An 18,231-nucleotide genomic window follows, 5' to 3' on the forward strand; every position below is an offset into this window, starting at 1 on the left:
CGTGGGGCCGAACGAAGTCTGGTATGCCGGTACGATAGGGGCCGCATCGGCGGCTGGCTTGATTGAAGGCTACGCCGACGGTTCGTTCCGACCGGACGCTGTGGTCACGAGAGAGCAGGTGGCGGTGATGCTGGCCAGAGCCGTCCGATATGCCGGCGAGCTTCCGCGGCAGGACACATCTGCGTTGGAACGCTTCTCGGACCATGCCCAGGTATCCGAGTGGGCCAAGGGATCGGCTGCCGAGCTGCTGGCTGCGGGCATGATCGAAGGCGTTGGGAACGCGGCGTTCGCTCCGCAGGCGTATGCTACGCGTGCTCAAAGCACGGTTCTCTTAAACCGAATGCTGCTCTACTTGAATTCATGAACTGATTGCAGCTGAATAGCTGGCGCGCACATTCCAACCGAGGATGTGCGCGTTTTTATTGCGTTTATTCCGTAATGGAGCCTATTCGTCGACTCGAAACATAGTATAGTATAAAAAAATAGGAGGTTTACTAGTTGTCAGATTCAACGGGCGAGAAGCGGATGGAGTGAGGATGTAACAGATGGAGAAGATTTCAAGACATCGCATTATCGGTTTGGATCGGGAAATGATGAGTTTCACGGATTGGCTGGCGGATTCCCGGGCGCAGACATCCATTTTTTCAATATCAGGAATTGGCGGCATTGGCAAAACAACGCTGCTGCTGCAAATGACCCGCACGGCAAGGCAGTCCTCGGTGCGTTCCCTTTGGCTGGACGGGCAAGGAGGCTTAACGACGTCGGGCGCTTTTTTGGCGAGTCTGGAGATGAGTCTTGCAACCGAATACGGCAGAACCAAGGCTCCGGAATCCGCGCTGCTGCCATACATCGTTAACGAGCTTCAGCTGCAGCGTACGGTGTTGTTCATAGACAATGGTGAGGAGATCGCACAGCTGGAAGGGTGGTTGTTCTCCAGATTTCTTCCTGAGTTGAAATCCGCCCGCGTGTTGATCGTATGTGCCTCGCGCAATGGACTGCCGCTCAAGTGGCAGACGAATCCGGAATGGAAGTCCCAAATCCAAAGGTTCCCTTTGCGGCTGTTTACGCGAGAAGAGGTCTACGATTATTTAGACGGCAGCGGCTTGTCTGCGGAATGGCAAAGAGCTATTGCTGAGAAGACGGAAGGCCATCCGTTGTCGCTTGCCTTGACCGTGGATATGCTGCTTTCCGAGTCTGTGGCGCAGTGGGATGTATGGCGAGAGGTTCCGGCTGTATTGAGCGCCGAATTTTTACGGGAAGCGGCTTCTCCTGGCGTGTACCGCGCGCTGACGGTTTTGTCGCTTCTGCCTGCAGCCGACGAGAACATGCTGAACCGGTTGTTGGATACGCCCTTGGAAGGGGCGGACTATTACCATCTGAGGGCACTTTCGTTCGTACGGGATACGGCGGATGGGATAACGCTGCACCAGGTCGTTGCTCGAATGTTACGGAATGACTTCGCGCGCAGAAACTCCGCACAATTCGAAGCGGTTCGCCATCAGGCGTTCGTTCTGCTGGCGGAACGATTTCATTCGGTCGATCAACGGATGCAGATGCGCCTGAGCGCCCACATTTTGGAGCTGTACCGCGAATTTTTGCCCTCGGCCCATGCATATGCCAATTTCTCGTCAAGCCTGAAACCCGGCGAACAGAAGCCGTTCCGGCAGGAGGATATGCCGTATTTGCAGCGTTTTTTGAAGGCGTCTATTCGGGGTTCCGACTGGCAGTCCGAACTGGTCGACTCAGCCGATTACCCGGGTTTGCTGGAGGAGATTGCAGCTCATTTTCCAGAAGGAATCTTTATCGTGCGGGATGAAAAAGGGACGCCCCTGGCGTTTTGCGCAGGCGTATGGCTGCATGCCTTAAGTATGCCCTTGTTGGAACGATATGCCCCTGGGTGCAGGGGGATGCTGGGGGAAGAGGCTTCTTCGCTGCTTCGGCTTCCTCCGGAGGCGGCCGATACGATATTTGTGCTGTTATCCGCGGTAAATACCGAACAGTCCCTGTATCGTCCCGAAGAGCTGGGAGCTTTGCTGATGCAGCAATGGCTGGTCCGCATGACCGGTGGTCTGCGGGGGATCTTGGCGGCGGGGGATCCGCAGTTGAATTCCTTATTGTCGATCCTGGGATTCAAAGCATGCGGGAAAGCGACGGGATATGCGGGCATCGAATTGACGACATGGGAGCTGGATTTTAGGCAAACGAGCTTTGATCAGTGGATTCAGCGGATCATCCGGCAAACGGAGACAGCAGCAGGACAACAGGCACATCAACGGGAGGATGGGTATCCCTCGGCCATTGATAGAAGCGTAATGAAGCAAATGCTGGAACGGCTGTTCGATCCGGATAAGCTGGAGGAACTCCCTGTCGTTCGGCGATTGGGTTGGGATGGGATGCAGGTGAGGGATATCATTCAAGGGATTCTGGCCGACGAACGTCCGATGGAACCTTTGACGCTGTTGGAGAAGGAAATTCTCATCGCCAGTTATCTGCGCAAAGACCGGAACAAAAGCCAGCTCGCAGCCTCCTTCCATATGAGCAGAGCCACCTTTTACCGTCATATGCGTTTGGCCGAAAAACATCTGGCTTTTGTGCTAAGCGATTTGATGAGGTCCGGATTCTGAGCACGCATATACTGGGGCTTCTGAACCATATTGGTATCGAACATCTTCGGATCATCGGCCAGGAATTGAAGACCATTGCTTTCCGGTTCATCTCAGCTGATATGCGTGAATATATCATGATTGCGGCATCGGCAGCGGGCGCTGCGAACGAGCCCAAAACGTTCTGGGACCATGCAGGGGACTTCTGGCAGGGGCTGCAGACCGGGGCGAAATCCGTAGCAAATTCGGTAAAGGATACGGCTACGTCCTTGGTGGAAGACCCGCTTGGCACTGCCAAGGACATGGCCTATAATGCAACAATCGGGACGGCGGAAGAGATCATCGACACGGCGGTTTGGGGAGGCAAAATGATTTTTGATGCCGATACCCAGGAGAAATTGGCGGCAGACGTCGAGGCGTCGGGTGGCGCGTCCAATTATATGGGACAGCAGGCTGCCATGATCATGGCCGGTTTAGCCACACGCCGGATCGGCGTGAAGACTCACCCGCACCTGAAGCATGATTCGGGCGGGGATGGGGGGACAGGGACACGGACAGGGACCGGGCAGGAGGGAACGGAACAATCTCCAGTCCCAACAAAGCCGGGTGGAGGAAGTAATCCCAATGATTTTGTTAACCCGCACTCTGAAAAGCACATGTTTGATCCAAGCAAGCCCTCAACCCCTAATCGTACACAATATGGTCAAAATGTTGATGTAGAGGGATTAAGGCAAGAAACCATGACTAGTCCTGATAAAGCATATTCAAACTGGCCGAATCCTAATAACCCAAACACTCAAAGAATAACTAAGTATTATAAAGAGTTTGACGGTAACATTAGTACACCTGACACGGTAACAGGAAGCCATAGAGTATTTGAAAACTTGGATGACCCTACGAGAAGTTCCCATTTTCCTTACTTTCCAAGAAAATAAATTTGGGTGGTGTAAAAATAAAATATGAACGACTTGTTGTATCATGCTTACTTATCTGAAGGTCATGAACACCATGCTTCTATTGAAGAGATTATATCAGGCGGCATAAACTTTATGACAAAATCAAACAACCGATATAGCAACGGTGGTAGGGTGAAACTTGAGATTACAGAACGGTTCAGACCTTTCAATACACCAGATTGGGTTAACTTCAGTGAAGCAGTCGGAGTAGATCTGGTTAATCGTTTTACTAAATCCTTTTGTTTCCCGGTGTTTACGGATAGGATCCTAGTCTTTGATGGAGATATTTCTCTTTCTATATATGATCAAGCATTTTATGAGGATTTGAAGGATACCGATGAAGAAGCACTGAATTTTGATACAGGTGAAAGTATTGAACATTGGATAAATTTGTATTGGGGGAGTCTGATGACACTTGAAGAATACAATGAGACAAAACCATATTCCAAGCCGGAAGTATTAGTCTTTGACTCCATTCCTAAAGAGATTATTCAAGTATGTGAATAAATTTTTGAGCGTTAACGAATGAATTCATCCACCGCCGCATCACGAAAAAGGTAGCCACCATCATCACGCAGGTTGAGGTCAACGAGGCCGACCATAACTTCCGCGAGCCTTCGAAACCAGTGGGTTCCTTCTTCACCCTGGAGCAAGCCGAGGAATTGAAGCGCGAGCATCCCGAATGGGTGATGATCAATTTTGCCACAAGTTTATTGGCGGAACAGGTGGATGCGGAAACGCTGATTATCACAACGGGCGTGCCCCAAGTATTCGTGAATTTCGGTACGCCGGATCAGAAGGCGCTGGAAGAGGTCACCGTTGACGAGATTAAACAGTATGTGAAGGAGGGGCATTTTCCGAAAGGCAGCATGCTCCCCAAAATTGAGGCGAGCCTCAATTTTCTTAAGAAGCCGGGGCGCAGAGTTATCATTACGAACCCGGAAAGCTTAAGCGATGCCATCAGGAAACAGGCCGGCACACATATTGTGAGTTAATGGTGCAAGCCGTTGGCTAATGAACCGCCATAGCCACGTTTTTAGAACGAAGACCCGAGAGAGGGAAACTTTGAAAAAAAGTGCCTCTTTCGGGTTCTTTGCGTATATATTAAAAGATTACTCTTCCAAATCATAAAAAGAGGAAAAAACACCATATATTCGAATATACTCTAGAAACCATAAGAAGAGAGGGATACGCTGATGAATATGCAGACGCTAGCCGAGAAAACGAGTGCTGGCTTGTTTAACGATATCCTACAACGTGACTTTTCGCAGGAGATGATTTCGGAATTGGAACAGATGAACGCAGTCCAATTGGAAAACAAATTGAAAGACATATTAGCAGTACCAATAGATATATCCAAGGAGAGAGTATTCGAATATCTTCAACTGTATTATTCAGCATCCTGGCAGAATCTCTTCAAGGAGCTGAATGTGCCCCGTGCTTTAAGTCTTTTGGAAGTCGGTGCAGGTGATGTCATTTACATTCCCAAGGCTGTAGACGCCTATTCTCATGAAGCGGGGTCCTATGTGACGGCCAACCTCAACAGGGACCTGACACGAAATTTCCAGGAGAAAACGAAAGGAATGGACGTCAGCATACGGGTTGTTGAGGACGATGCCGCCAATATCGGTTTATATTATCCGGAGTCCTCTTTTGACGTTGTCGCTTATCATCACGCCATTAACGATATCATCCAGACCATTATTGCTGAACGTGAGGGCATGGATACTGTAAATCAAGATTGGTGGACGATCGAACCTCTAATGCTGCAAGCTGTGATGGATTATCACCGCAAGGGTACGCTAAAAGATGCAGCGTATCAGGCGTTTATCCAAATCATAGACACAAGCTGTAAGCAGTTAAAAAGCGGAGGATACATGATATTCGATAACATTACTTATGCCGGATATGATGAAATGGGTTATTCCTCCGAATTTCACAACGACTATATACAACTGGCTAGAAGCTGGATCAGCGAAGCGAATCTAGGTCTGGAAGAGATCGAAGTCGATTCGTATGATAAACAATGGTGGATGATATGGAGAAAAGTATGAGCTCCTTATCGAAGTCATTGTCAGGGGGGATTTAGTAGTGAGTAAGCCGGCTATGCAGGTCGCTCTGGTCGTCGGACCGGATTGCGATATGGAGAGCCAAGCCGTAAGGGCGGCTCTGGAGTATTTCGGGGTGCGCGTCTTTACATACTGGATCGGGAGGCCGAATGATCTGATCTCCGTCTTGTCAGGCGATGATCTGTATGAAGGCACCGATATGATGTTGTTGAACTTTCACGGGGACGAGGGCAGCTTGATCATGCCAGAGCTCGGCGAAGAGGTATACGAGGAGGATGAGCCGAGGGGCGGCTTCGGGCCCGGCGAGATTATGCGATATGCGAAGCTGGACGGGAAGACGGTGATCGCGAACGGCTGCTCGCTGGGGGATCCAGCACTGGCCGACGCTTTCCTGGAGCGGGGCTGCAGGATGTATATCGGGCCGGATGACTATCCGGACGGCAACGATGCGCTGATGTTCGTTCTCCGGCTGTTCTATGAGATCGTTCAGCAGGGACGGGACGTGAAGGAAGCCTTTGCGCAAGCGGTGGCGATGAGTGGCGAGCTATCCATGTACCGGCTGTATGAACGACAGGAATCATAGATAAAGATTCTACACCCCTGCTGAAGCTGGCAGGGGTGTGGTGTGTGTGCAAATATAAGTATGATAGAGTACCTCTAGTATCTAGGTTCCCCGTTCTATCCATTCTTCTCCTCGAAATATTCCTGATACTGGCTCGGAGTGACGTGGGCATACTTCTTGAAGATGCTGATAAAATACTTGTAATCACTGAATCCGATATCCTGCGCGATGGTATAGACCTTGTTGTCGCCTGACTTCAGTAACTCGATCGATTTCTGGATGCGGTAACGGTTAAGAAATTCATTGAAGGTATAGCTTGTCTCTACCTTGAATTTCTGGTTCAGGTAATAGGCGCTTAAGCCGAGCTCTTCCACGAGGTCATGAATGCTGATCTTCTTGGCATAGTTCTCCTGTACATAGGCGATCATTTTGGACACGTATTTCGAGGTTTTGGTTTCCTTCTCCAGAAATTTGCTGTTCAAAATCTCTTCTTTTTCCTGCGGATGATTCGAAATCACTTCATATTTGCGGATTAAATCCACTTTGGCTTTGGCTGAGTCGAGTGCCGCAACCAGCTGTTCATCCTCTAAGGGCTTCACCAGGAATTCGGTGACGCCTAACTGGAGTGCCTGCTGCGCCAGGTGGAATTCATTATAGCCGGAGATAATGATGCTGCTGAAGGTATGCTGCCGGAGTCCTTCCCGAATCATCGAGATGCCGTCCATGATCGGCATGGTGATGTCGGTTATGACGATATCCGGCTTCAGCTCGCAGATCTTCTCGTAGCCGTCCTGTCCGTTCAGTCCTTCTTCAATAACGATGCAATCGTATTGAACCCAATCGATGCTGAACCGGATGCCCCGGCGAATCATATCCTCATCTTCGACCAGCAGTACTTTAAACATGATATTCACTCCATTCGTAAGGAATCGTAAGGACGACACAGGTGCCTGTTCCTTGCGTGCTGTCAATATGGATGCCGGATGCTTCGCCATATAGAAGCACCAAACGGCGATGAACGTTGTACAGCCCGATATGCTGCGTCGTGTTTGTCTGGCTTTGCAGAATCTGCTTCACTCCCTGCAGTCTCTCTTTACTCATGCCTTGCCCGTTGTCGCGAACCTCGAGAATGAGCTTGCCTGCGGAGGTGTAGATGTTAATCTCGATCAGCACATCACTTTGATTCTCATACCCATATTTGATAGCGTTTTCGATAATCGGCTGCAGCAGAAGCTTGGGGACGTATACATCCAGCGTTTCGTCCGCTACGGTAATCCGATAGTCCAGCCGGTCATTGAACCGGATTTGCTGCAGCTTCAGGTAATCCCGGACATAATTCATGTCATTCTTCAGCTGGACGCTGCGATCATGTCCGATGCTGTATCGAAGCAATCGGGATAGAATCAGCACGATCTCCTGGGCTTGATTCGCGTCAATCTTAATGGCATAGCGCAGCGTTTCGAGCACATTAAAAATAAAATGCGGATGGAACTGCGATTGCAGCTGCTTCACTTCGATAATCGTTCGGAGCTCCGACAGCTCTTTATTTTTCTCGATCAATTCCTTCAGCCGATCCAGCATCACGTTGTACTCATTGCCGAGTATTTGAAACTCGTCATTCGTCTGAATGTCGACATAGCCGTTGAAGTTCCCTTCGCGCAGCTGGGCCAAAGCGTGTATGAGTTTATCGATCGATTCGGAATTGCGCGCCGACATTTTGTTCGCCAGGAACTGGATCAAGACCCACAGCAGCAGGCTGGCCGCAAGGACAAAGAAAGAAACCGTATAATAGGTGTACTGCTCCGATTTGTAGGAATTCAGCGTAATGACTTGAATCGGCGTGCCAGGAATTCGTTTGGAATATTTGTAGTACTTTCCCCCGTTCAGCAGAACATGTCCCTTGTTATCGACCTTGGGGTTGAATTTGTTGAGCACGCCTTTGGTCACATTGCTTGTCGTGGCAATAATGGTGTTGTGTTCATCGGTGATCAGGGCGATTTCATTGTTTTGCTCGAAAATCACCTTCTGGATGTCCGATTCGTACAGCTGATAGATGATATAGCCTATCGTCTGCTGGTCCTTTACGATGGCTTTGCCGAACGTGTAGCTCGTATCGCGGTCATGCGAATAGCGGAAGCTGTTCATTTCGGTTAGCGTGTCGCCGGGCCGCTGTTCAATCCGGTGAATGAGGTTGCCGAAGGCAAAATTGGAGTACAGCGCATCCGCCGGGGCGGAACTGGCCAGGAAGACGCCATCCGTATTGACGATATGAAAAATACTCTTGATCTTCTGCCGATTGTTGAAATCATAGAACTCGGAATATACTTGTTCGCTGCCCAGATGGGAGCTTACATAGTTGATCACGGTGGGAGATTCGGCCATCCGATGAATCTCCTCGTCATACTGCCGATATACGCCGGATATGGACTGGCTGATGGACTGGGCGGCTTCGGTCGTTTTTTGGGTTAAGTTCAAACGGCCGTTCATAATCGTGAACGCCAAGAACAATACGATTAAGATGGAGAAGGGGATCATCGTATAGACGCGAAACAAATGACGGGTGGATTCCTTGAAATTACGATAAGGTGTTGGTTTCATGCTGCCCTCCATCTGCGATAAGAACCTCGATCCTATTATACTGACTTGCGGTTAACCGCAGATAATCCAAATACATCCAAGCGGCCCTTCATGTTGCAGGCGCCGGCTTGGATGTAGGTCTACGATATGATTACATTTCACATCTACATGGAAACTTCCTTTTGTCCGGAGAGCTTCAGGAAAACGAGCAGCGACACGACCGTAATGACGGTAAGAATCGTGGACAGTGCCGCAGCCACGCCGTAGTTTCCTCGAATGACCTCCGTGTATATAGCAACCGTGACGGTCTTGGTTTTGCCTGTATACAGAATGATCGAAGTGCTTAATTCGGTAATGATGGTAATCCAGCTCAGGATCGCGCCGGAGACGACGCCTGCCAGCATCATCGGAAGCGTAATCCTGAAGAACGTCTTCATCTGGGAAGCGCCCAGGCTGATCGCCGCTTCTTCGATCCCGTCGTTAATCTGATGCAGAATGGCTGCGCTGGAGCGTATCGTATAGGGCAGACGCCGGATGACAAACGAGATGATCATGATGACGGCCGTTCCGCTTAACGCCAGCGGTTTATTGTTGAACGTGATCAATAGGGCGATCCCCAGTATGGAGCCGGGAACGATATACGGGAACATCGTGAAGATATCCAGCGTATTCGTCAATGCATTCTTTCTACGAACGGTTACGTAAGCAATCAGTATCGCCAACAGGATAATGACGACCAGGGAAACGATGGCTAGGAAGAACGTGTTCAGAATGACGCCGCCAATATTACTGAAGGCATCCCGGTAGCTTTGGAGCGAGAACCCTTCAACGAAAATTCTGCCATTGGATTTCAGGAACGAAGTATAGATGACATAGAGCTGCGGCAGCAGCGCGATTAACGTATACAGATAGATAACCGCATGAGCCGCGATATTACCGATGCCCTTCTTCTTCTTGGCTTCGATCGGATGCAGTGCGCTCATCGTAAAGGACTTGCGATTGGCTACGAATTTTTGCAGCAGGAATATCGTGGTGGCGAACAGAACGACAATGACGCTGATCGCCGCCGCAAAGCCGTCATCGCCGCCGACCTCACTGATGAACTCGTTAAAGATCAGCACGGGCACGGTCTTGTATCCCTCGCCGATCAGCATCGGCGTACCAAAATCGGCGAGCGCGCGCATGAAGACGAGCAGGCCGCCTGCCAGCAAGGTTGGCGTAATGAGCGGGAGAAGCACTTTGCGCATTTTGGCTAAGCCTGTATAGCCCATGCTCTCGGCGGCTTCCATCAGCGATTGGTCCATATTCTTGAGTGCGCCTGATACATACATGAAGATCAGAGGGACCATCTGCAAGGTTAAGACCACTAAGATCCCCGTAAATCCGTAGATATCCGGCATCGTAATGCCGAATGTGCTGCTGACGAATTTCGTAATGACGCCGCTTCTTCCGAGCAGCAGGATCCAGGAGTAAGCGCCAATGAACGGAGCCGACATCGACGAGATCAGAATCAGTACGCGAATGGCCGAGCTGCCTTTGATCTTCACCGTAGCCATGATATAAGCCAGCGGCGTTGCGATAATCGCGGCAAGCAAGGTTACGCTGACGGTCACCTTGACGCTGTTGAACAGGGCATTCAAATAGTAGGGCTTACTGAAAAATTTCGTGAAATAGGCAAGGGAAAAATCGCCTGTCGTGCCATTGTACACACTTTTGAACAGCATCGTAAACAATGGCAGGGCCAGAAACAGAATATAGAACACAAAGATCAGTAACGAAATGTTGGTCCAGACATCGAATCGTTTGCGCGTCTCTCTCATAGCCGGGCGCCCCTTGTATAGTTCAGTTCGCCGGTCGCATCATAGACATTAATTTTATCTTTTTTCACCTTGAGATAGATGACTTGGCCAGGCTCGAGGATATGGGACGTTTTCGATTCCTGCGTGATCTCCACGCGTTGACCGGAAGCCAAGTCTACAAAATAATGGGTGTTCTGCCCCAGAAACACGCTGTGTACGATCGTTGCTTTCATGCCAGTCTGGTCCTCGGTCAGTATGAACTCTTCCGGCCGAACCGAGATTTGAACGTTTAGCGTATCTGCCTTGGCATCGGATTTCGGAACCTCGATGTTAGACAGCTCCTCCATATAGCCGGAGCCGAATTGCAGGGCATAGCTGCCTGCGGATTTCGTTATATTGCCCTCAAGAATGTTGGTCCGACCGATAAAGGTTGCAACGAATACGTTTGCAGGACGCTGGTAAATTTCCTGCGGCGTTCCCAGATGCTGAATCACGCCGGATTTCATGACCGCGATGCGGTCGGAAACCGCCATGGCCTCCTCCTGATCGTGCGTGACGTAGACGGTGGTAATTCCGACTTCCCGCTGAATGTCTTTAATCGCGTTACGCATGTCGACCCGAAGCTTGGCATCCAGGTTGGATAGAGGCTCATCCATCAGCAGGACGTCCGGCCGGATGACGATGGCTCTGGCTAGCGCAACGCGCTGCTGCTGGCCGCCGGACAGGTTCTTCGGCATGCGGTCTTTATAGGGCTCGATCTGAACGACCTTTAGGATGTCATCAACCTTGGCGTTAATCTCGGCCTTGGATAATTTCCGATTCTCCAGCCCGAACGCGATGTTTCCTTTGACGGTTAGGTGAGGGAAGATCGCATAGCTCTGAAAAACCATCCCGATATTCCGCTTGCCCGGTTCCACCTGGTTAATGACGCGCTCGTTAAAATGTATGGTTCCGCCTTCAATGCTGTTGAAGCCGGCAATCATGCGCAGCAGTGTCGTCTTGCCGCACCCGGAAGGCCCGAGAAGGGTGAAGAATTCACCCTTCTTGATCTCCAGGGACAGCTCGGGAATGACGGTTGTGTCGCCGTATTTTTTGATTAAGTCTTGAATGGTTATGGTTACGCTCATGGTTGTCACCTGATTCTATAGTTTATTTAACGCTAGTGAACAAATCGACATAACGCTCAACGATCTCGGATTTATGCGCGCTGACATAGTCCGTGTCTTCATCGATCATGTGGATCTCTTCATAAGGCTTCATGTGGTCGCCAAGCTTGGTACCCTGGCGAAGCGGGCGGTTCGTTAATTGCGTGCCGAACGCATCCTGGGCTTCCTGGGACAGGATGAAGTCGATGAATTTCTTGGCGTTGTCCATGTGCGGCGCATCTTTGATGATGGCGGATCCCGCATCCAGGAATACGGCGCCTTCTTTCGGATACACGATTTCGACCGGTGCGCCGTTCTTTACATAGGTGCTGGAAGGGTCTTCGTAAGTAAGGCCGACTACGTATTCGCCGTCCGCCACGCTTTTGTGGACGGCGCCGGAACCGCTGGCGATTTTGCCGTCCAGGTTCTCGATCAGTTGACCGACATAATTCCAGCCCTGCTCACTCTCATAATCGCCGCCCATGGCTTTCAGCATGTTCGTTAACTGTGCGAAAGCAGAGCTGGAGCTAGCCGGGTCGGCGGAAGCAATCTTCCCTTTAAGCTGCGGGTTCAGCAAATCCGCATAACCTTCGATTTTGATATCGCCGATCAGGTTTTTGTTCACGAGCAGCACGCTGCCATCCGAGATATAAGGGGTAGCGAAGCCCGACGTATTGCGGTGTCCTTCCATTAAATTCTTGTCTTCAGGCGATACGTAAGGCTCGTATAAAGCTTCGTTTTCGCGGAAACCGGCCATCGAGCCGCCGAACATCACGTCAGCGTATGGGTTCTGCTTCTCGGACTGTAAGCGCTTAATAATTTCGCCGGTTCCAGCCGTTACCAGCTCAACCGTTATCCCGGTCTGCTTCTCGAACATCGGAATGATGGTCTTGATGATCTCCTCGCTGTTTGGACTGTAGATCACGAGTTTATTCGACGAACCCGAATCGGACTCGCTGCTTGCGCAACCGCTCAGCGCCCCTATAATGAGCACGCAGGTTAACAGTAAAATCGACAGCTTTTTCATGTAAAATCCCCCTTGAACAAAGTTCATTTCGTAATTGCATGTTCATTGTAGCAAGCTTGGTACCGTTTACATAATCCCATAATCCGCAAACATCGTCTAAAATTCGCAACCTATTTTCGATTAGAATGAAATCCGAACCGGCATATTTTAAAGAATTCTTTTAGATCTGTTAGGGCAAGATATGGTTTGGAGCAACGTCCGGCAAGATGGAGCTGTTCCTGTCACAAATTTCAAAGGAGTGAGATGGATGGCTAATAAAAACGATCGTAATCATAAGGCTGATTCCGACCGCGACACGACCAACATGGGCGTTGACGCTGGAGAAGCAATCGGAACAGCGGGCGGCGGCGTCGTGGGTGCTGCTGTAGGTTCCATACTGGGTCCGATCGGCACGATTGCCGGTGGTATCGCAGGCGCAGCATTGGGTAACAAAGCTGGCGAGGCTGCAGAAAATGACGACAACGATTCAAAATAAACGGCGTTAACACTACCATCTGCACGAGTAAAATAAGGGGGCCTGGGGAAATCCAAGTGTGCCCTAAATTATTTGTAGCTGTATGGTTTGACAAAGAACCGCGCTCCTGCGCGGTTCTTTCATTTTACATATAAGTTCTATGTAGCGGTAAACTTCAATTCCCTTCGCTTGACATACCACTACGTGATGTAGTAGGTTGTAATCACTACACGATGTAGTAATAAGTTCGTTATGGACGCATAACGACGTAAAGAGGTGTTCACCGTGAACCAGGTTCAAAAATTATCGGATACTGAAATGGAGCTAATGGAGGTGATTTGGGAGAGCACTCCGCCTGTCACATCCACCGAATTGCTCGCACTGTTTGCCCAGAGAGGAAGAGAATGGAAGGCACAGACCATGTCCACCTTCCTGTCGCGTTTGGTGGACAAAGGGGCACTTACGGCTACGAGGGATGGACGGACCAATAAATATACGCCGCGCATTTCGCCTGAAGATTATAAGCTGATGGAAGCGCAGCACGTCCTGGACGGATTATATCAAGGCTCGGTTAAAAACCTAATTTCGGCTTTGTATGACGGCGAAAAGCTTTCAGATGAAGATATTGCAGAGCTGAAGCAATGGTTCTCGCAAAAGTAGGGGGTGCTTATGAATACTATTCTTGAATTGCTGTTTACCCTTACCGTTGCCGGAAGTGCCGTTGTAGCCTGCATTCTTGTACTGCGTATCGTATTCATCAATACCTTTCCTACAAAGTGGCGCTATGGAATTGGCAAAATGGCAGTAGTCTTTTATCTTTTACCCGTCGTCCTTGGTATTCAGTGGATCTCACCGCTTTTTACATTTAGTGCAGTTCCCGTTGTGAACGAGTTGCCTTCAACTGTGCAACATGCGCTGCCCGGTCCATATTCAGGGACTGGTTTGGAGCCGCTTATTCCGGCAAAGACCATCTCAGTAAACGTAGCCCTGCCCCTTATTGTCTTATGGGCACTCGGCGCTATAGCTTTTGCTGCATGGCAGATGTATTGTTATCGCAGATTTTTAAAGAAACTTGAACATTCGCGTGTCACCGTTCCGATAAGCAGCGAAGCAGCGAAACTGCTTTCCTTCATCAAGGAAGCCATTGGTGTGAAAAGCAGCGTCGGGCTTGCCTACAGCTCCATCATTCGGAGCCCTGTTCTTGTCGGCCTGTGGAAACCTACCATTTATCTCCCTATAGAGAATACCGTTAACATGGACATGGTAATCCGTCATGAATTGATCCATCTGAAACGGAAAGATTTATGGGTCAAAGCGTTCACGCTCGGAGCAAGCGCCCTACATTGGTTTAACCCTTTGATGCACATTCTTCGCAAGGACCTTCATGTATGGAGCGAGCTGTCTTGCGATGAAGAAGTCGTGAAAGAGATGTCCCATGCCGAGCGGAAACGCTATGGGGAGACGATTTTAAGCGTCATGGCAGGGTCAAGGAATTTACCCGTGCAATTCATTGCCTCCTTATCCGGTGACGGCAAACAATTGAAAAGGAGATTAATGATGATGCTGAATGTAAAGAAACAAAAAAAGAAAACAATGTATCTCACGTTAACAGGGGTGTTTTTGGTTGCTGTAATTAGCACATCAGCAGCGGCATGGGCTTCTAGCAATACGCCTAAAGTTATTGAAAATGAGGCTGGTCATGCAGAAGCTCAACCAACAGAAGCGGCCCCTAGAGCGGTACCTTCTGAAGTCGTAGTTGAGAATAAAGGAAGCCATGTCGTGGATTATCCCAAAGAAGCTCGTCCTGAAGCTGCAGCTGAGAATGGAGGAGAGGATGTTGTGGCTTATCCGGAAGAGGCTCGTCTTGTGGCTGTCGCTGAAGGAAGCCATGTCGTGGATTATCCCAAAGAAACTCGTCCTGCAGCTGTAGTTGAGCAAGAAGGAAGCGATGTTGTGGATTATCCAACAGAGGCTCGCCCTGCAGCTGTAGTTGAGAGCGAGGGAAGCAATGTTGTGGATTATCCAACAGAAGCTCGTCCTGTAGCAGTTGTTGAGAATGAAGGAGACGATGTTGTAGATTATCCGCAAGAAACTCGTCCTGTAGACTAGGGTTATAGGAAGTCTCAGCCAAACGAGCCCCCCGAGTACTACCATTAAGATAAGATCCACGACGCTTGAAGAACTTGCTGAGTGTGATTGATGCTGATAAGTGACGCATTCAAACATAAACGATGAACGTTAACTAGAGCAAAAACGAAAGAAGAGGGTTCTCCCTCTTCTTTCACTTTATATAGAATGGCATCAGATCGCATTGATAGCTGTAGCTGTAAATGCCAGCCTATGGTACGATGTGAAGGATTGGCAAGCGAGCAAGCTGGCAAATCGTCATACGATCATAGACATGGGATTGGGGATAACATCTTGAGGACGTTTAAGAAAGTTTACATAGAAATTACGAGCATTTGTAATTTGGCCTGCACGTTCTGCCCGCCGACGGAGCGCAAGGCCAACTTCATTAAAGTGGAGGACTTTGCGAGAAGATTGGATGAGATCAAGCCGCATACGAGTTACATTTATCTGCATGTGAAGGGAGAGCCGCTGCTTCATCCGAAGATCGACGAGCTGCTGGATATCAGCCATGAGAAGGGGTTCAAGGTCAACATCACAACCAACGGCACGTTGATCGCGAAGAACCGGCATAAGCTGCTGGGCAAGCCGGCGTTGAGACAGATGAACTTCTCGCTCCACAGCTTTGACGGACATGTCGGCTCCACGGACCGTGAGGGATATTTGCGGGACATCCTCTCTTTTGTGCGGGATGCGGAGGAGCATAAGGTCATCTTCTCCTTCCGTTTGTGGAATTTGACGCAGGACAACCAAACGAACCTGGAGAAGAGCCGAAACCGCCAGACGCTTGAAATTTTGGAGCAGGAATTCAATTTGGACTACCGCATCGAGGAAAAGGTTGAACCCGGCGGTGGCGTAAGGGTAGCCGAACGCGTCTACCTGAACCAGGATTATGAGTTCCAGTGGCCGAGCTTGTCGGCCCCGGAGGATGACGGCAAGGGCTTCTGCCATGCGCTGCGCAGTCAGGCGGCGATTCTTGTAGACGGGACGGTCGTGCCTTGCTGTCTGGACGGGGAAGGGGTCATTAACTTGGGCAACCTTCATCAGAAGTCCTTCTCGGACATCGTGGATGGGGAGCGGGCGAACAACCTCGTGGACGGATTTTCGCGCCGGGAAGCGGTTGAGGAATTATGCAGAAAATGCGGATATCGACAGCGGTTTGGGGCTTAAAGGGGAGGCGGAGGAAAATTCCGCTTCTTTTTTTATGCCGATCTATGGTATCGTTATATGTTATGACGTAAAGGAACGGCTTGTGGAAACTCGATGATGAGATGCCCCATCTTACGTGATGCGAAAAATATAGATATTTACCATAAAGGAGATCCCATGACATTTGAAGATTTAAATATATCCCCTGTCATTCTCAAGGCTTTGGCCAAGGAGAATTACAAAGCGCCGACGCCGATTCAGGCTCAGGCGATCCCGGCTGTGCTGGCCGGCAGAGATTTGCTGGGCTGCGCCCAGACCGGAACGGGGAAGACCGCCGCTTTTTCGGTGCCGATGATCCAGCTGTTGAATCAGCAACCCCCTAAACCGGGCATGGGGCGCCGCATTCGCGCATTGGTGTTGTCGCCGACCCGGGAGCTTGCCCTGCAAATTTCGGATAACGTCAAAGCTTACAGCCAGTTCACCAAGCTGCGTTCGACGGCCATTGTTGGCGGCGTTTCGCAGAAGACGCAGGAACGCGCGCTTCAGCAGGGAGCGGACATCCTGATTGCGACCCCAGGCAGGCTCCTGGACCTCATGAATCAGAAGCACGTCGATTTGCAGCATGTGGAGATTTTGGTGCTGGATGAGGCAGACCGGATGCTGGATATGGGCTTCATCCATGACGTGAAGCGAATCATCGCCAAAATGCCGAGCAAAAAACAAACGCTGTTCTTCTCGGCCACGATGCCTGCGGAAATCACTCAGCTTGTCCAAACCTTGCTGCACAATCCCGTAAAAGTCGAGATCACGCCGGTCTCCTCTACGGCCGAACGGATCGAGCAATCGGTGTACCTGCTGGAAACCGGGAATAAGCAGCAGCAATTGAATGAGCTGATGAAGGACTCGTCCATCGTGTCGGCATTGGTCTTTACCCGTACGAAGCGGGGAGCTGACCGGGTTGCGCGCGGACTGAACAAGGTGAATATTACGGCTCAGGCCATTCACGGCGACAAATCGCAAACCAGCCGCCAGACGGCGCTCAACAATTTCAAAAGCGGGGCGACCCGCGTCCTGGTGGCAACGGATATCGCCGCGCGCGGGATCGACATCGACGAGCTGTCGCATGTCATTAACTTCAACCTCCCGAACATTCCGGAAACGTATGTGCACCGGATTGGGCGCACGGGGCGCGCGGGACTGAGCGGGACGGCGATATCGTTCTGCGAAGTGGACGAGGTTCCTTTTCTTCGGGATATCGAGAAGCTAATCGGAAAGTCCATTCCGGAAGTGAAGGACCATGCCTTCCCGATGTCGGGGGCGTTAAGAGCCACCAAGGTGGACCCGGCGCCAAAATCCGGCTCGTCCAAGCCCGGCAAAGGCAAGTCAGCTGCATCGAGACCTGCTAAACCGAAGACGGATGCGGCACGCAAACCAAAGGCCGACGCGGCACGTAACCCGAAGACGGGTGCACCCCGCCAATCAAGACAAGACGCGGGACGTAAGCCGAAGACGGACGCCCCCCGCCAATCCAAGACGAACTCGGCGCGTAAGCCCATGACGGAAGCCGTCACGAATCCATATTCAGAAATGGCACGCAAGCTGAGTTCGGAAGCAGCTTCGAATCCTAACAACGGCCAGGCTCGGAAACGCAAGTCCGGCGGATTCAACAAGGGAAGCAGAGCCGGCAGACCCTCATAAGCGATAGCGGCGAATGGGGAAAATTCCATGATAAAAAGCACCCTTTTCCACCTCGTGAAGTGAAG

17 protein-coding genes are annotated in these 18,231 nt (G+C 50.4%); 12 read left to right on the forward strand and 5 right to left on the reverse strand.

What is annotated here, in order from left to right; translation table 11 throughout:
* From HMPREF9412_RS14005 to HMPREF9412_RS14040, 7 genes are all read left to right on the forward strand, one after another.
* Positions 1-364: S-layer homology domain-containing protein (locus tag HMPREF9412_RS14005; RefSeq protein WP_036672257.1), on the forward strand; the 364-nt coding region annotated here is incomplete at its 5' end.
* A 181-nt stretch (positions 365-545) separates the two neighbouring features.
* Positions 546-2,624, forward strand: coding sequence for a hypothetical protein (locus tag HMPREF9412_RS14010; RefSeq protein ID WP_009592249.1), 2,079 nt, complete (start codon positions 546-548; stop codon positions 2,622-2,624).
* Between the two features lie 65 nt (positions 2,625-2,689).
* Positions 2,690-3,538: a hypothetical protein gene (locus HMPREF9412_RS33315; protein WP_254664051.1), complete on the forward strand. Its 849-nt coding sequence runs from the start codon at positions 2,690-2,692 to the stop codon at positions 3,536-3,538.
* Positions 3,539-3,562: 24 nt separating this feature from the next.
* Positions 3,563-4,066, forward strand: coding sequence for a hypothetical protein (locus tag HMPREF9412_RS32555; RefSeq protein ID WP_036672260.1), 504 nt, complete (start codon positions 3,563-3,565; stop codon positions 4,064-4,066).
* 119 nt (positions 4,067-4,185) lie between these two features.
* A complete protein-coding gene (locus HMPREF9412_RS14030; RefSeq protein WP_009592254.1) occupies positions 4,186-4,554 on the forward strand; it encodes an amino acid kinase family protein in 369 nt (122 codons plus the stop codon).
* 201 nt (positions 4,555-4,755) lie between these two features.
* A complete protein-coding gene (locus HMPREF9412_RS14035; protein ID WP_009592268.1) occupies positions 4,756-5,613 on the forward strand; it encodes a hypothetical protein in 858 nt (285 codons plus the stop codon).
* A 37-nt stretch (positions 5,614-5,650) separates the two neighbouring features.
* Positions 5,651-6,211, forward strand: a complete 561-nt coding sequence (locus tag HMPREF9412_RS14040) for a hypothetical protein (protein ID WP_036672263.1) — start codon at positions 5,651-5,653, stop codon at positions 6,209-6,211.
* 95 nt (positions 6,212-6,306) lie between these two features.
* Here the strand turns inward: HMPREF9412_RS14040 and HMPREF9412_RS14045 are convergent, their stop codons facing one another.
* From HMPREF9412_RS14045 to HMPREF9412_RS14065, 5 genes are all read right to left on the reverse strand, one after another.
* Positions 6,307-7,095 (reverse strand): response regulator transcription factor, encoded by a 789-nt coding sequence (locus tag HMPREF9412_RS14045; RefSeq protein WP_009592253.1) that lies wholly within the window; start codon positions 7,093-7,095, stop codon positions 6,307-6,309.
* Positions 7,088-8,788 carry a sensor histidine kinase gene (locus HMPREF9412_RS14050; RefSeq protein WP_009592262.1) on the reverse strand — a complete coding sequence of 567 codons (1,701 nt, stop codon included), beginning with the start codon at positions 8,786-8,788 and terminating at the stop codon, positions 7,088-7,090. The genes HMPREF9412_RS14045 and HMPREF9412_RS14050 overlap by 8 nt, the downstream gene beginning before the upstream one ends.
* A 143-nt stretch (positions 8,789-8,931) precedes the next feature.
* Positions 8,932-10,587 (reverse strand): ABC transporter permease, encoded by a 1,656-nt coding sequence (locus HMPREF9412_RS14055; RefSeq protein ID WP_009592251.1) that lies wholly within the window; start codon positions 10,585-10,587, stop codon positions 8,932-8,934.
* On the reverse strand, positions 10,584-11,693 hold the full coding sequence (locus HMPREF9412_RS14060; protein ID WP_009592270.1) for an ABC transporter ATP-binding protein: 1,110 nt from the start codon (positions 11,691-11,693) through the stop codon (positions 10,584-10,586). Before HMPREF9412_RS14060 ends, HMPREF9412_RS14055 begins: the two co-directional genes overlap by 4 nt.
* A gap of 22 nt (positions 11,694-11,715) precedes the next feature.
* Positions 11,716-12,738, reverse strand: a complete 1,023-nt coding sequence (locus HMPREF9412_RS14065) for an ABC transporter substrate-binding protein (RefSeq protein WP_009592256.1) — start codon at positions 12,736-12,738, stop codon at positions 11,716-11,718.
* Between the two features lie 247 nt (positions 12,739-12,985).
* Here HMPREF9412_RS14065 and HMPREF9412_RS14070 point away from each other — a divergent pair, with 247 nt between their 5' ends.
* The 5 genes from HMPREF9412_RS14070 to HMPREF9412_RS14090 all read left to right on the forward strand — a co-directional run bounded on the left by HMPREF9412_RS14070 (position 12,986) and on the right by HMPREF9412_RS14090 (position 18,166).
* Positions 12,986-13,213, forward strand: a complete 228-nt coding sequence (locus HMPREF9412_RS14070) for a glycine zipper domain-containing protein (protein ID WP_009592272.1) — start codon at positions 12,986-12,988, stop codon at positions 13,211-13,213.
* 264 nt (positions 13,214-13,477) lie between these two features.
* Positions 13,478-13,852, forward strand: coding sequence for a BlaI/MecI/CopY family transcriptional regulator (locus HMPREF9412_RS14075; protein WP_009592247.1), 375 nt, complete (start codon positions 13,478-13,480; stop codon positions 13,850-13,852).
* 9 nt (positions 13,853-13,861) lie between these two features.
* On the forward strand, positions 13,862-15,301 hold the full coding sequence (locus tag HMPREF9412_RS14080) for a M56 family metallopeptidase (protein WP_009592248.1): 1,440 nt from the start codon (positions 13,862-13,864) through the stop codon (positions 15,299-15,301).
* A gap of 312 nt (positions 15,302-15,613) precedes the next feature.
* A complete protein-coding gene (locus tag HMPREF9412_RS14085) occupies positions 15,614-16,489 on the forward strand; it encodes a radical SAM/SPASM domain-containing protein (protein ID WP_036672266.1) in 876 nt (291 codons plus the stop codon).
* A 156-nt stretch (positions 16,490-16,645) separates the two neighbouring features.
* Positions 16,646-18,166, forward strand: coding sequence for a DEAD/DEAH box helicase (locus HMPREF9412_RS14090; protein ID WP_009592260.1), 1,521 nt, complete (start codon positions 16,646-16,648; stop codon positions 18,164-18,166).
* Positions 18,167-18,231: the final 65 nt, after the last annotated feature.

Origin of the sequence: Paenibacillus sp. HGF5, assembly GCF_000204455.1 — a bacterium.
GTDB lineage: Bacteria > Bacillota > Bacilli > Paenibacillales > Paenibacillaceae > Paenibacillus_AQ > Paenibacillus_AQ lautus_A.

Coding starts and splice junctions, on each gene's coding strand:
- HMPREF9412_RS14010 (WP_009592249.1), top strand. CDS start 546: ATGGAGAAGATTTCAAGACATCGCATTATCGGTTTGGATCGGGAAATG.
- HMPREF9412_RS32555 (WP_036672260.1), top strand. CDS start 3,563: ATGAACGACTTGTTGTATCATGCTTACTTATCTGAAGGTCATGAACAC.
- HMPREF9412_RS14035 (WP_009592268.1), top strand. CDS start 4,756: ATGAATATGCAGACGCTAGCCGAGAAAACGAGTGCTGGCTTGTTTAAC.
- HMPREF9412_RS14045 (WP_009592253.1), bottom strand. CDS start 7,095: ATGTTTAAAGTACTGCTGGTCGAAGATGAGGATATGATTCGCCGGGGC.
- HMPREF9412_RS14050 (WP_009592262.1), bottom strand. CDS start 8,788: ATGAAACCAACACCTTATCGTAATTTCAAGGAATCCACCCGTCATTTG.
- HMPREF9412_RS14055 (WP_009592251.1), bottom strand. CDS start 10,587: ATGAGAGAGACGCGCAAACGATTCGATGTCTGGACCAACATTTCGTTA.
- HMPREF9412_RS14060 (WP_009592270.1), bottom strand. CDS start 11,693: ATGAGCGTAACCATAACCATTCAAGACTTAATCAAAAAATACGGCGAC.
- HMPREF9412_RS14065 (WP_009592256.1), bottom strand. CDS start 12,738: ATGAAAAAGCTGTCGATTTTACTGTTAACCTGCGTGCTCATTATAGGG.
- HMPREF9412_RS14070 (WP_009592272.1), top strand. CDS start 12,986: ATGGCTAATAAAAACGATCGTAATCATAAGGCTGATTCCGACCGCGAC.
- HMPREF9412_RS14080 (WP_009592248.1), top strand. CDS start 13,862: ATGAATACTATTCTTGAATTGCTGTTTACCCTTACCGTTGCCGGAAGT.
- HMPREF9412_RS14090 (WP_009592260.1), top strand. CDS start 16,646: ATGACATTTGAAGATTTAAATATATCCCCTGTCATTCTCAAGGCTTTG.